General features: G+C 71.0%; 12 protein-coding genes and 1 pseudogene. 7 read left to right on the top strand and 6 right to left on the bottom strand.

All coding sequences use genetic code 11. The features are described 5' to 3' along the window. Positions 1–175: 175 nt before the first annotated feature. Positions 176–541: a DUF779 domain-containing protein gene (locus ACWGJM_RS27495; RefSeq protein WP_453414391.1), complete on the bottom strand. Its 366-nt coding sequence runs from the start codon at positions 539–541 to the stop codon at positions 176–178. Positions 542–584: 43 nt separating this feature from the next. Further along, a pseudogene (locus tag ACWGJM_RS27490) lies at positions 585–857 on the bottom strand (PaaI family thioesterase); the annotation flags it as partial. A 58-nt stretch (positions 858–915) separates the two neighbouring features. On the opposite strand from ACWGJM_RS27490, the gene ACWGJM_RS27485 reads away from it, so the two are divergent. Further along, entirely contained in the window at positions 916–1,344 is a 429-nt protein-coding gene (locus tag ACWGJM_RS27485; RefSeq protein ID WP_453414390.1) for a MarR family winged helix-turn-helix transcriptional regulator, read from the top strand. Positions 1,345–1,359: 15 nt separating this feature from the next. Here the strand turns inward: ACWGJM_RS27485 and ACWGJM_RS27480 are convergent, their stop codons facing one another. From ACWGJM_RS27480 to ACWGJM_RS27465, 4 genes are all read right to left on the bottom strand, one after another. After that, positions 1,360–2,472, bottom strand: a complete 1,113-nt coding sequence (locus tag ACWGJM_RS27480; RefSeq protein WP_453414389.1) for a DUF2235 domain-containing protein — start codon at positions 2,470–2,472, stop codon at positions 1,360–1,362. A 13-nt stretch (positions 2,473–2,485) separates the two neighbouring features. After that, the gene (locus ACWGJM_RS27475; protein ID WP_453414388.1) at positions 2,486–3,310 is read right to left on the bottom strand and encodes a DUF6424 family protein; all 825 of its coding nucleotides are present in this window, start codon (positions 3,308–3,310) and stop codon (positions 2,486–2,488) included. Between the two features lie 76 nt (positions 3,311–3,386). Beyond that, complete coding sequence (locus ACWGJM_RS27470) at positions 3,387–4,649, bottom strand: NB-ARC domain-containing protein (protein ID WP_453414387.1); 1,263 nt, start codon at positions 4,647–4,649, stop codon at positions 3,387–3,389. A 126-nt stretch (positions 4,650–4,775) separates the two neighbouring features. Continuing rightward, a complete protein-coding gene (locus ACWGJM_RS27465) occupies positions 4,776–5,549 on the bottom strand; it encodes a GntR family transcriptional regulator (RefSeq protein WP_453414386.1) in 774 nt (257 codons plus the stop codon). Positions 5,550–5,851: 302 nt separating this feature from the next. Between ACWGJM_RS27465 and ACWGJM_RS27460 the strand changes: the two genes are divergently transcribed. The 6 genes from ACWGJM_RS27460 to ACWGJM_RS27435 all read left to right on the top strand — a co-directional run bounded on the left by ACWGJM_RS27460 (position 5,852) and on the right by ACWGJM_RS27435 (position 13,148). Beyond that, positions 5,852–7,129, top strand: coding sequence for an extracellular solute-binding protein (locus tag ACWGJM_RS27460; protein WP_453414385.1), 1,278 nt, complete (start codon positions 5,852–5,854; stop codon positions 7,127–7,129). 105 nt (positions 7,130–7,234) lie between these two features. Continuing rightward, the gene (locus ACWGJM_RS27455; protein ID WP_453414384.1) at positions 7,235–8,233 is read left to right on the top strand and encodes a carbohydrate ABC transporter permease; all 999 of its coding nucleotides are present in this window, start codon (positions 7,235–7,237) and stop codon (positions 8,231–8,233) included. Beyond that, complete coding sequence (locus tag ACWGJM_RS27450) at positions 8,230–9,060, top strand: carbohydrate ABC transporter permease (RefSeq protein ID WP_453414383.1); 831 nt, start codon at positions 8,230–8,232, stop codon at positions 9,058–9,060. Before ACWGJM_RS27455 ends, ACWGJM_RS27450 begins: the two co-directional genes overlap by 4 nt. Positions 9,061–9,068: 8 nt before the next feature. Beyond that, positions 9,069–10,583, top strand: coding sequence for a glycoside hydrolase family 3 protein (locus ACWGJM_RS27445; protein WP_453414382.1), 1,515 nt, complete (start codon positions 9,069–9,071; stop codon positions 10,581–10,583). Positions 10,584–10,755: 172 nt separating this feature from the next. Then, positions 10,756–11,793, top strand: coding sequence for a phytanoyl-CoA dioxygenase family protein (locus ACWGJM_RS27440; RefSeq protein ID WP_453414381.1), 1,038 nt, complete (start codon positions 10,756–10,758; stop codon positions 11,791–11,793). After that, a complete protein-coding gene (locus tag ACWGJM_RS27435) occupies positions 11,790–13,148 on the top strand; it encodes a DUF6271 family protein (protein WP_453414380.1) in 1,359 nt (452 codons plus the stop codon). Before ACWGJM_RS27440 ends, ACWGJM_RS27435 begins: the two co-directional genes overlap by 4 nt. The last annotated feature ends 5 nt before the right edge of the window (positions 13,149–13,153 follow it).

Here is a 13,153-nt window from a genome sequence, read left to right as displayed (position 1 = left end):
GTGCCGCCCCCGTCAGGGCGGCACCGGCCAGCACACCGAACGCCGTGAGAACCGTGCCGACCGCTCTGCCCGCCGCGTACCGTTTCCGACGACGCGTCACTGTCCCCCCTGATGTCTCGTCAAATATCCCAGGACTCGGGGGAAGTGCACCAGACCGCGGTGTCCGGCGCGGTTGCTATGCGTCGACTACGCGAGAACGGGTGAGAAAACGCACCCCCTCGGGTGCCTCCAGAGAGAAGCCGCTGCCCCGTCCGGGCACCACGTCCACGATCAGCCGGGTGTGGCTCCACACCTCGTGCTGGCTCCTCGACATCCAGAAGGTCACCGGCTCTTCGACGCCCTCGACCGTCAGTTCGGCCAGCAGTACGTCGGACGCGCCGGTGCGGAACTCGCCGTCCGGATAGCACATGGGCGCGCTGCCGTCGCAGCAGCCGCCGGACTGGTGGAACATCAGCGGCCCGTGCTCCGCGCGCAGCCGGCGCAGCAGGTCGGCTGCCTGCGGGGTGAGTTCGACGCGTGGCGCTGTCTTTTCCTGGTCCATGGTCACCGTCCCGGAGCCTGGGAGAGCTGGCTGACGCCCAGTCTCAGGTCTCGTCGGGCAGGCGTCCAGGGGCGGTCCGTGCGTGCTCGGCCACCGCGATCGTCCCCTGGGCCACGGCGCACAGGGTCTCCCGGCCCTCCGCGTCGGCCGTGGACACGTCGCACCGGCAGACGGCGAGGGTGCGACCGGCCCGGACCACCTCGGCCCGGGCCCGCAGGAGCGTTCCCCGGGCCGGGCGGAGGTAGTCGATGGTGTAGCCGGCGGTGATCAGCCGGGGGCCGAGGACGGAGTCCGCCGCGTATCCGAGGACTCCGCCTCACTTCACTAGTGAAGTCAGGCTGGCGCGAGCACGGTCCGCCTGTCAAGATCGGCCCATGTCCGAGCCGCCCGACCAGCGCCTGTTCTTCCTGTTGCAGCGCGCCGCGCACCAGTTGCGCACCGCCGCCGACCGGCGCTGCCTGGCCGCCGCGGGGGTCACCACGGCCCAACTCGGCGCGCTGTACGCGGTGCGCGACACGCCCGGGGGGACCCAGGGGGAGCTCGCCCGCACGCTCGGTCTCGGGGAGCCCGCCGTCACGGCGCTGGTCCGGCGGCTCGCCACGGCCGGGCTGGTGGCCAGGAACCCGCACCCGCGTGAACACCGGGCCGTCGCCCTGGAGCTGACCGACGCCGGGAAGGCCGCCCTGACCGCCGCGCAGCCCGAGGTGGACCGGTTCAACACCGAACTGCGCGGCCTGCTGGGGGACGACGGATTCAGCCGGACCGCCGCCGCACTGCATCGCCTCGCGGACTGGGACTCCTGAGCGCCCGCTCCCGGGTCAACCCCCGGGCGGCGGAACCGGCTTCGTCCAGTCCGGGTCGGCCCACCGGCCCGCGTCCGCCGGGCCGGGCAGGTCCGGGCGGTAGCCGGGCTCCCGTTCCCGCCGCAGCCGGACGCTGCCGTGCAGTACCGCGTCCACGGGCACGGGACGGGAGCGCCGGCCCGCGAGGGTCCACAGCGGGCCGTTGGTGTGGACGGCGGCGGTGGCGAAGTCCTCGGTCAGGGCGCAGGTCCTGGTGTAGGCGCCGGGGCGGAACAGCAGATCACGCGTGACGCCGTCGGCGATCCACTTCAGCGCGACCGTGGAGAGCAGCGGCTCGCCCTCCTCGTGCACGAACGTGCCGCCGACGTCGGAGTGCACCCCGGCGAACCAGACCTCCTCGACGGTGCGCGGCCGGGGCGTCACCAGGTACTCCCGGAAGGGCCGGCGCTTCTCGTCGAGGGACACGGCGTGCCGGACGCGGGCGGCGTTGGGCAGCAGGCGGGTGTACGGCCAGCGCAGGTCGCCCAGGCGCAGCAGGCCGGCCGCCTTCACGGTGTCCCAGACGCCGAGGCAGGCGACCGGAAGGGCGTGGTGCGAGACCTGCCGCGGATCGTTCCGCTTGACCTCCGCCCACAGCGGCTCGAGCTCGGTCCGCCGGCAGAACGCGTGCGAGAACCGTGCGACCTCCCGCTCGCTCTCGCCGATGTCCTGGTTGAAGGCGTACCTCGCCACGGCGTAGGGCACCAGGTTCTCTGCGCCGGGGCGCATCAGCCCGGGCTTGTTCAGCATGCCCACCAGGGCCCGGGCGGTGTAGGCACCGCGGCTGAAGCCGAAGACGTACACCAGGTCGCCCGGCTGCCAGTGCCGCATCAGATACGTGTACGCCTCGGCGAGGTTGGCCCGCAGTCCGGTGCCGAACGCCAGACCGCAACCGCGGGACAGCGCCCGCCCGGCCGGCCCGTGCGCGGTGGCCGACGACATGGTCCCGACCCCGGGGTCGTAGTAGAGCAACTGCCGCGCGGGATCGTCGGCCTCGAGCGTCTCCAGCAGCCGGACCACGTTGGTGGGATGGCTCGCGCCCACCTGATTTCCGGTGCCGTCGAGGCAGACGACGATCCTGCGCGGCATCGCGGAGCCCCGGTCAGCCGACGGGCGGGCCGGACGCGGTGTGCTGCCCGGGAGCGATCTGCCTCGCGAACGCCTCCAGCGCGACCGGGCTCTCCGGGGGCAGGACCGCCATCTTGCCCTGCTCCTCCGCTTCGGCCAGGGCGTGCGCCGCCTCGCTGCCCTCGGGCACGAAGGCCAGCCGTACATGCCCGTCGCCGGAGCCGCGCCGGTCCACCGGGGCGACGGCACCGTGGGTTCCGTCGGGCAGCGTGACCCACAGCTGGAAGTCGTCGAACCGGATGTAGTCCGCGCCCTTCACCGGCCACGGGTAATGGTGTTCACCGGGCGGCACGGTGGGCAGGATCGCCTGGTGGTCGGCGTGGCTCAGCGGCACGCACGAGTTGAACAGGGAGTCGGTCCACGCCTCGACGCCCTTGGCGTCCTTCACCGGGGTGCGCAGCAGTTCCTCGGCGCCTTCGTACCCCAGTTCCGCCAGCGCGGGCAGGGTCAGCGGGAAGGCGTCGACGAGTTCGGCTGCCTCCTGCCTCAGCCGGTCCACCTTCGCGGGGTCGGCGCAGAACTGCATGCTCCACTCGATCCCGACCCGGGCGCGGTACATCCGCCAGCCCCGCGCTCCCTTCACCCACAGACTGCCCCCATGGTGCATCTCCCAGTGCTCGGCGCCCACCGGACGTGGCCCGTACGGCAGTTCCTCGTCCGACGCCTCGGCGAGGATCTTGTGCGCCGTCCGTTTCGCGGCCTTGAAGAAATCGGAGTCGAAACGCGGCGGGTGGTCGACGAGACGTATCTTCCACGGGTGGTTCTCGGACTCGACGCCGCCCGGCCGTACGTCGGCCATGGCTGACCTCCTCGGCAGAGTTCCCCTGCCTCCATCGTGCGCCGCTCACCGGCCCGCCGCGACTCGGCCGGAAGGGTCATGTGCCGGTGCCGAGCGGCCGGCGTTCCGCGGCACAGTGCGCCACGTACAGCCGTACCGCGTCGTGCAGCCGGTAGCGGATCCCGCCGTCCCGCCCGGCCTCGGCGACATGGATCATCTGGCGGTGGAGCAGGTCCTCGAGGAGGTCGACGGCGAGTTCCGGGGACGACGTCACCCGGGCCAGCATGTCGTCCACGCCGAAGTCGCCCCGCACGGGCTGGAGTCGTCGCAGCGATTCCTTGAGCGGGGGTGGCAGCAACCGGTGGTAGGCCGTCACGCTCGCCCGCAGGGACAGGTCCCCGACACGCAGGAACGGGACGCGGGCCCGCTCGTCCGCGAGACGGTCCGCCAGGTCGCGCAGGGACCGGTGCGGCCGGGCCGTGAGCCACAGACCGGCGATGTGCAGGGCCAGCGGCAGCCCGGCGCAGGAGTGCAGGATGCTCAGGGCGGCGGACCGTTCCGCCCGGGTGCGCGCGACCCCGACCAGGTCTTCCAGGGCCCGATGGGCGTCCGGTTGCGCCAGGGCACCGACGTGGTGACGTAACTGCCCCGCAAGCGCGGGCAGTTCGCGCCGCGCGGCCACCAGGACGGCGCTGCGCACCTCGTCCACGAGCAACGGGCGGACCTGCGCCTCACTGTCGACGTTGTCGAGGACGACGAGGACGCGGCGCCTGCTCAGGGCGTCCCGCAGCCGGGCGGCGGCCTCCTCCGCGCTGTCCGCGGTCGACGCCGCGCCGAGGGAGCGCAGGACGCGGCGGACGACTGCGTCCGAGGTGACGGGGAGGGAAGAGGCGGGATGCAGGTCCACGAAGACCTGCCCGTCGGGGAAACGGCCGCGCACGCCGTGGGCGGCCCGCAGGATCAGCGAGGTCTTGCCCGCGCCGGGCGGTCCGACGACGACGGCGGGCCCGGTGGTCTCGCGGCGCTCCTCCCCGCAGAGATGGCCCTTCAGGGAGGCGATGAGGCCTTCCCTCCCGGCGAGCCGGTGACGGGGTGCCGCGGGGAGTTCCGCGGGCACCGGACCGGCCGGACCGAAGGGGCGCGGCGACATCGGCAGCCGTCCGGGCGGCAGGCCGAGGGCCCGGGCGAGAAGGAGCAGGGACTGTTGGCGGGGGCGGGCGGTGTGGCCGGTCTCGAGGTTGCGGATCGCCCGCACACTCAGTCCCGAGCGCTCCGCCAGTCCCTCCTGCGTGAGGCCCAGCGCCTCACGCGCGTCGACCAGAGCTGCCGCGAGCGTCTCCGGGTTCGGCGTTTCGGTCACGACAAGCCCATCTTGTTGTGCGGTCCCGGTCGGGGGTGCGTCAACCGTGTCCTGTTGCGGTGCGGTCCCGGCCGGGGGGTGCGTCAACCATGTCCTGCTGTTGTGAGGTTCCGGTCAGGGCCTGCGTCAGCCGTGTCCTCGGTCCGTGGGACGCATCAGCGCGGCCACGAACTTGTACCGGGAGCCGCGGTACACCGAGCGGACCCACTCCACCGGGGTGCCGTCGGCGTCCCGCGAGTGCCGGGAGAGCAGCAGCATCGGCAGCCCGACGTCGGTGGCCAGGAGCCCGGCCTCGCGCGGTGTCGCCAGGGAGGTCTCGATGGTCTCCTCGGCCTCCGCGAGACGCACTCCGTACACCTCGGCGAGGGCCGTGTACAGCGAGCCGCAGGTGTTCAGCGACTGTCTGAGGCCCGGGAAGCGGCGCGCGGACAGGTGCGTGGTCTCGATCGCCATGGGCTCGCCGCTGGCCAGCCGCAGCCGTTCGATGCGCAGCACCCTGTCGCCGACGCCGGTCCCGAGCAGTTCCGCGAGCTTCGCGTCCGCGGCGATGTGGCCGATGTCCAGCATCTGCGAGGCGGGGTCGAGGCCCTGGGCCCGCATGTCCTCGGTGTGCGAGGTGAGCCTGAGCGTGCGGTACAGCTTCGGCCGGGCGACGAACGTGCCCTTGCCCTGGATGCGGTCCAGCCGTCCCTCGCCCACGAGTTCCTGCAACGCCTGCCGGACGGTGGTGCGCGAGGTGTCGAACCGTACCGCGAGCAGCCGTTCGGCCGGCATGGCCGAGCCGGGCCTCAAGGCCTCGGTGATCTCGAGGATCTGCTGCTTGATGCGGTAGTACTTCGGCACGCGCGCGCTGCGACCGGGCGTCCCCCCGCGGTGGGCGCTGCTGACGTCGATGGTCATGGCCTGCCTTCCCGGCTCACTCGGCGGTCTCCCGTTATAGCCCCCAACTGCCCTATGGTCTAGTCCAACCAGAGAGGCGCCGCGCATGCCGGACGGGCGGCCAGCCGGCCGTCCGGTGACTTTCTCGTAACGGACCGCACGGCTTCCCGAACCACCCTTGACACCCCTAAAGGTCTAGGCCAAGCTCCACCGTACTGGTCTACACCATTAGTGGCCAGGTCCCGAGTCCCACGTGCGGCAGCGGCATACGCAGGTCACGGCAGGGGGCGTGGGGGGTCAGTGGCATCCCTGAGGAGGGTGGCGTGAAGCGCAAGCTGATAGCCGCGATCGGTATCGCAGGCATGATGATCTCCGTCGCGGCGTGCGGCGGCGACGACGGCGACAGCGGCAAGAACGCGGGACCGGACAGCTTCAAGGGCCAGACGCTGCGGGTCTGGACGATGGACGGATCCGCGCCGGCCCAGTGGACCAAGGACGTGCAGGCCGCCTTCGAGAAGAAGACCGGCGCGAAGCTGAAGTTCGAGATCCAGAAGTGGGACGGTATCCAGGAGAAGATCACCACGGCCCTCTCCGAGGACAACCCGCCGGACGTGATCGAGGTCGGCAACACCCAGACCCCGGCCTACGCGGCCACCGGCGGCCTCGCCGACCTCGCCGACCTCAAGCAGGCGATCGGCTCGGACTGGACCCCGTCCGTCTCCCAGTCCTCCGTCTACGACGGCAAGCAGTACGCCGCGCCGTGGTACTTCGCCAACCGCGTGGTCATCTACAACAAGAAGATCTGGGCCAAGGCCGGCATCAAGTCCACCCCGAAGACCCGCGACGAGTTCTACAAGGACCTCGAGGCCATCGGCAAGAAGACCGACGCCGACCCGATCTACCTGCCGGGCCAGAACTGGTACTTCTTCGACGGCCTGACCATCGGCCAGGGCGCCGATCTCGTGAAGAAGGACGGCGACAAGTACGTCTCCAACCTGGCCGACCCCAAGGTCACCCAGGCCATGGAGATCTACAAGAAGTACGCCTCCTACTCCACGGCCCCCAAGGACAAGGACGAGGCCACCCCGCAGCAGGCCGAGGTCTTCGCCAAGGGCAAGACCGGCGCCTTCATCGGCATGGGCTGGGAGGCCGGCACCGCCGTCACCGCCAACAAGTCCATCGAGAAGGACCTCGGCTACTTCACCATCCCCGGTGAGACGGCCGACAAGCCCGAGGGCGTCTTCCTCGGCGGCTCCAACCTGGCGGTCGCGCAGGGCAGCAAGAAGCAGGCGCTGGCCGAGGAGTTCCTGAAGATCGCGCTGTCCGACAAGTACGAGGGCGAGCTGGCCAAGCTCAACGGCGTCATCCCCAACAAGGAGTCGCTCCAGAGCAACCTCAAGGGCAACGCCGTGGCGGAGGCGGCGGCCCCGGCGGCCGCGGCCGGCGGCACCACCCCGCTGATCCCCGAGTGGGCCGCGGTGGAGAACACCCCGAACCCGATCAAGTCCTACATGACCGCCGTGCTGAACGGTAAGTCCCCCGCGGACGCCGCGAAGCAGGTGGAGGGCGACATCAACAAGCGTCTGGCCCAGCAGAACTGATGACCCGCGCCGGGGGCGCCGCACGTCGCCCCCGGCTCATTCGTGTCGTTCGTACGGCCGGTACCACTCATACGGCCGGTACGGCCATGGAAGAGATGGCAACTCATGTCAGTGCAGACCGAAGGCACGGACACGGCCGGGGAGCCCGCTGTCCGCAAGGCCGAGGCGCCGGTGCCTCCGAGGGGTGAGGCACGCGGGGCCGGCCGCCCGGCCCGGCGCGGTGCCGCCGCTCCCTACCTGCTCCTGCTGCCCGCGCTGCTGGCCACACTGATCCTGCTCGGCTGGCCGCTGGTGAAGAACGGCATGCTGTCGTTCCAGAACCTCAACCCACGGCAGCTCATCCAGCACCTCACCGAGTGGAACGGCGTCGAGAACTACAAGTCCGTGCTCAGCGGGTCGGACTTCTGGCACGTCGTCGAACGTTCCGTGGTGTTCACGGCGGCCAACGTCGTGCTGATCATGCTGTTCGGCACCCTGATCGGCCTGCTGCTGGCCCGCCTCGGCCGGAAGATGCGGCTGACGCTGATGCTGGGCCTCGTCCTCGCCTGGGCCATGCCCACCATCGCGGCCACAACCGTCTACCAGTGGCTGTTCGCCCAGCAGTTCGGCGTCGTGAACTGGGTGCTGGACAAGCTCGGCTGGCACTCCATGTCCGACTACAACTGGCTCGGCGGCCAGTTCTCCACCTTCTCCGTGATCACGCTGCTGATCGTCTGGCAGTCGATCCCGTTCGTGGCGATCAACCTCTACGCCGCCACGACCACGATCCCCAAGGAGCTGTACGAGGCCGCCTCGCTGGACGGCGCCGACGCCTGGAAGAGCTTCACCTCGGTGACCTTCCCCTTCCTCAGGCCGTTCCTGTACGCCACGACCTTCCTCGAGGTCATCTGGGTCTTCAAGGCGTTCCCGCAGATCTTCGCGATCAACGCGGGCGGCCCCGACCGGCTCACCGAGACCCTGCCCATCTACGCCTTCGTCGAGGGCGTCGGCAACCAGCACTTCGGGGTGGGCGCGGCGATCTCGTTCCTCACCATCCTGGTGCTGCTCGTCATCACCTCGTACTACCTGCGCATGGTGCTCAAGCAAGAGGAGGACGAGCTGTGAAGCGCTCACTCTTCGGCCGTATCTGGCCCAACGCGACCGCCCTCGTCCTCTTCGTCGGCTTCGCGTTCCCCGTCTACTGGATGTTCGCCACGGCGTTCAAGCCGGCCGGTGACATCATCGCCGACAACCCGGTGTGGTTCCCGACGGACGTCACGTTCGGCCACTTCACCAAGGCCGTGCACGCGGACCACTTCTGGACCCTGGTCGCCAACTCCGTCGTCGTCACCGTGTGCTCGGTGGTCTTCTCGCTCGTGATCTCGCTCTTCGCGGCCTTCGCCCTGGCCCGGATGCGGTTCAAGGGGCGGCGCGGCCTCATCGTGACCTTCATGCTGGCACAGATGGCGCCCTGGGAGGTCATGGTCATCGCCATCTACATGCTGGTGCGCGACAACGACATGCTCGACAGCCTCGTCCCGCTCACCGTCTTCTACACGATGATGGTGCTGCCCCTCACGATCCTGACCCTGCGCGGTTACGTGGCCGCGGTGCCGAAGGAACTGGAGGAGTCGGCGATGGTCGACGGCTGCACCCGCGTCCAGGCCTTCGCGCGGGTCATCTTCCCCCTGCTGGCGCCCGGCCTGATGGCCACCTCGCTGTTCGGCTTCATCACCGCGTGGAACGAGTTCCCGCTCGTCCTGATCCTCAACAAGAGCATCGAGAAGCAGACCCTGCCGATCTGGCTGTCCCAGTTCCGCACCGCCTTCGGCGACGACTGGGGGGCCACGATGGCGGCGTCGACGCTGTTCGCGCTGCCCATCCTGATCCTTTTCATCGTTCTCCAGCGCAAGGCCGTCAGCGGCCTGACCGACGGCGCCGTGAAGGGATGACACGCCCGATGACCACACGCGCCACCACCGCGTTCGACAGCGGCTCCGCCGCGGGTGACACCCTGTCCCGCGACGCGCTCGCCGTGTTGCAGCCGGGCTTCGCCGGCACCACCGCGCCGGACTGGGTGCGCCGCCGACTCGGCGAAGGGCTGGCCTCCGTCGCCCTGTTCGGCCGCAACGTCGCCAGTCAGGAACAGGTCACCGGCCTCACCGCCCGGTTGCGGGCGGAGCGGGACGACCTGCTGGTGGCCATAGACGAGGAGAGCGGCGACGTCACCCGCCTCGAGGTCCGCACCGGTTCCTCCTTCCCCGGCAACCACGCCCTCGGCGCCGTCGACGACCCGGACCTCACCCGCGGTGTCGCCCGCGAGCTGGGCCGCCGACTGGCCGCGTGCGGTGTCAACTTCAACTGGGCGCCGTCCGCCGACGTCAACGCCAACCCCGACAACCCGGTCATCGGCGTACGCTCCTTCGGCGCCGGCACCGACCTGGTCGCCCGGCACACCGCCGCCTACGTCCAGGGCCTCCAGTCCACCGGTGTCGCCGCCTGCACCAAGCACTTCCCGGGCCACGGCGACACCAACGTCGACTCGCACCACGCGGTGCCGCGCATCGACGTCGACGCGGACACCCTGTACGAGCGTGAACTGGTGCCGTTCCGCGCGGCCATCGAGGCCGGCACCCGCGCCGTCATGAGCGCGCACATCCTCGTCCCCGCCCTGGACCCGCAGCACCCCGGCACCCTCTCCCGCCGCATCCTCACCGAGCTGCTGCGCGGCGAGCTCGGCTACGAGGGGCTGATCGTCACCGACGGCATGGAGATGCGGGCCATCTCGGGGACGTACGGCCTGGAGCACGGCGTCGTCCTGGCGATCGCGGCGGGCGCCGACGCGATCTGCGTCGGCGGCGGACTGTGCGACGAGGGCACGGTGCTGGGGCTGCGGGACTCGCTGGTCGCCGCCGTCCGCTCCGGTGAACTGCCCGAGGAGCGCCTGGCCGACGCCGCCGCCCGGGTACGGCAGCTGGCGCGCTGGACCGCCCAGGCGCGGCGTGATCCTCAGGCCGCGGCCGAACCCGCCCCGGAGATCGGCCTGGTCGCGGCGCGTCGCGCGCTGACCGTGACCCGCTCGGGCGCCGCCGCACCGGTGACCGAGCCGGTGTACGTCGCCACCTTCAACCCGGCCGCCAACATCGCCGTGGGGGACGAGACCCCCTGGGGCATCGGCGCCGAGCTGGAGCGCACGCTGCCCGGCACCACGACCGGCTCCTTCACCGGGGCCGACGCGGGCGGCGCCGCCCTCGAGGCGTCGGGCGGCCGCCGGATCGTCGCCGTGGTCCGCGACGAGCACCGGCACGACTGGATGCGCGCGGCCCTGGACGTCCTCCTCGCCGCCCGCCCGGACACCGTCGTGGTCGAGATGGGCGTACCGCAGGCACCGCCGCGCGGCGTCCTGCACATCGCCACACACGGCGCCGCCCGTGTCTGCGCCGTGGCGGCGGCGGAGCGCGTCGTCACGGGCTGACGACGCGGTACCGAAGAGCGCCGGCCGGGCCTCGTGCCCGCCGGCGCTCACTTTTGTTCAACGACCGGCATTTGACAGGCACTTGGCGGCAATTCGGCCATGATCCGTTGAATCACGAAGTGGTCTAGTCCAAGGTGGGGGCACGTCAGTTCGATCAACCCGGAGTCGCCGCATGCCGACGCCTGACCGCCACCTCCACCTCTTCCGAGCGGCATCGGACCGCCCCTATTTCAGCGCGGACGGCGAGACGTACCTCGCACAGACGCCCCTGAGAGACATCGAGAAGTCACGGCCGCCGCGCGTGCTGTCCGAGGCGGACCTCGCCTTCTGGCAGACGTACGGCTACGTCGTCGTCCGGGACGCCATCTCGCCGGGCGCCGCCAAGAGTCTGCTGGAATTCGCCTGGGAGTTCCAGGGACTCGACCCCGACCGCCCCGAAACCTGGTACGAGGAGCGGGAGTTCCGCTCGGACCTCGACCGCGACCTGCACGTCTACGGCTTCGTCGAGGCCTACCACCACCAGCTCCTGTGGGACAGCCGCCAGACCGAGCGGGTCCACGGCGCCTTCGCCGACGTATGGGACTGCGAAGAGCTGTGGGTCACGCTGGACCGGCTCAACCTCAACCCGCCCAACCGGGGCACGCGTTCGCGCTCCCTGATCGAACCCACCGACGAGGGCTTCGACATCGAGCTGCACTGGGACGTCGACACCACCCTCGGTGTGCTCCCGCAGCGCGTCCAGGGCATCATCGCACTCACCGACACCCGCCCCGAACTCGGCGGCTTCCAGTGCGCGCCCGAACTGTTCCGGCAATTCGACGAATGGCGCATCGCCCAGCCCGCCGGCCGCGATCCGATCCGGCCCGCGATCGACCGCTCGGAGTTCCCCGTCGTACGGCCCGACCTCCAGGCCGGCGACCTGCTGATCTTCAACGGGCTGCTGGCGCACGGCGTGGCACCGAACCTCTCCGACAACGGTGTCAGAGCCGTCCAGTACCTGTCGATGATGCCCGCGCTGGAGGAGCACACGGACCTGCGCGCCTCCCGCGTCGAGTCCTGGCGCACCCTCAGCACCCCCGACTGGAACGCGACCCTGCTCGGCGACGCCCGCGAGCCCGAGGCCCTCCGCTACGGCCCCGCCGTCCTCGACGGCCTGGGCCGCAGGCTCCTGGGGCTGGACTCCTGGCGCGGACAGGGGGACGAGCGGTGAGCCCGGGGACCGGCACGCACCGGATCTGCCTCGCCCTTCCCACCAACCGCGCCTGCGCCCCGACCCTGGCCGCCGTCGCCGAGGAGGCGGCCCACGCGGCCCGCCACTTTGACGCCGAGGTGCATCTGCTGGTCCTCGACTCCTGCGACGAGCGGACCTGGTCCGAGCACGCCCGCGTCCTGGCCGCACTGCCCCCGGTGGCGGGACTGACCGTCCATCACCTCGACGAGGCCCGCCAGCGGGACTTCCTGCGGGACGTGATCCACGGGAGCGGTTTCGCCGATCCGGACCGGATGCTCGGCCTCATGCTCCCGTCCGGTGTCTCCTACGGCGCCTGCACCAACCGGGCCTTCCTGATCGCGAGTGCGCTCGGCTGCCGGTCGGTGCACCGCCGGGACTCCGACAGCGCCTACCAGTCGGCGGACGGCGAGCCGGTGTTCCCCGTGCACCACGAACTGCCGTCGCTCGGCATGCCCGCCGCACGGGCCGCGGCGGGCGTGTCGGAAACGGACCTCGACCCCGCGCACGCCGACCGCCCGGTGTCACTGGCCGGCGCCTCCTTCATCGGCGAACTCTCCGTGGACATCGCCGAGATACAGCGCCTGGACGAGGACCTCTACCAGGAAGTCGTGAGCCTCTGGGCGCCCGGTGGCTGGTCCGAGGAGCGCAAGCGGGACCTGGTCGCGGAGTCCTTCAAGGGCGCCGGCACCGCCCCGTTCACCGGGGACCACTCGACACTGACCCTCGTCGACCCCATGCGGGTGGACATGTGCAACATCGCCCTCCACCACGAGGTGTACGAGCGGGTGCCGCTGCCGCCGGCCACCGACACCATCGGCAGCGACTACTTCCTCCTCCACCTGGTCCACGACGCCACGCTGCCCGGAGTGCTGCACAACCGCCACATCGAGAACTTCCACACCCCGGAACGGCGCACCGACTCCGGCTTCCTCGCCTATCAGACGCGGTTCGTGAAGTTCCTGCTGTCGATGCTCTACTTCCACCACGTCTACGACCGGATGGCGGAAGCGGGCGCCGCCCTCCTCGACGACCGGCACCGCGTCCGGGCCGACGCCGTCGTGGGCTTCCTGCGGGAGAGCACCCGCCTGGACCGGTCCGAGAACGTGTGGCGGCTGGACCGTATCGACAACGCGTACCGCAAACTGGGCGGCAGATACGCGGCCTTCGCCGACCTGCTGGCGGCGCGCCGCGAACGACTGCTGGACGAGGCCCGGCGGGACATCGAGGACTTCGCGCTGCTGATCGAGGCCTGGCCCGCGCTGGTGGACGCGGCACGGGTGACCGGACTCGGGGAGGCGGGCCGGGAGACCGGAGTCGGGGGCGCGGACCGGTGAGCGGG

Source organism: Streptomyces sp. NPDC054834 (assembly GCF_053611185.1).
Note: the sequence above shows the minus strand (reverse complement) of the source record. Positions and strands in the feature narration are given on the sequence as shown.

Coding starts and splice junctions, on each gene's coding strand:
- ACWGJM_RS27495 (WP_453414391.1), bottom strand. CDS start 541: ATGGACCAGGAAAAGACAGCGCCACGCGTCGAACTCACCCCGCAGGCA.
- ACWGJM_RS27485 (WP_453414390.1), top strand. CDS start 916: ATGTCCGAGCCGCCCGACCAGCGCCTGTTCTTCCTGTTGCAGCGCGCC.
- ACWGJM_RS27480 (WP_453414389.1), bottom strand. CDS start 2,472: ATGCCGCGCAGGATCGTCGTCTGCCTCGACGGCACCGGAAATCAGGTG.
- ACWGJM_RS27475 (WP_453414388.1), bottom strand. CDS start 3,310: ATGGCCGACGTACGGCCGGGCGGCGTCGAGTCCGAGAACCACCCGTGG.
- ACWGJM_RS27465 (WP_453414386.1), bottom strand. CDS start 5,549: ATGACCATCGACGTCAGCAGCGCCCACCGCGGGGGGACGCCCGGTCGC.
- ACWGJM_RS27455 (WP_453414384.1), top strand. CDS start 7,235: ATGTCAGTGCAGACCGAAGGCACGGACACGGCCGGGGAGCCCGCTGTC.
- ACWGJM_RS27445 (WP_453414382.1), top strand. CDS start 9,069: ATGACCACACGCGCCACCACCGCGTTCGACAGCGGCTCCGCCGCGGGT.
- ACWGJM_RS27440 (WP_453414381.1), top strand. CDS start 10,756: ATGCCGACGCCTGACCGCCACCTCCACCTCTTCCGAGCGGCATCGGAC.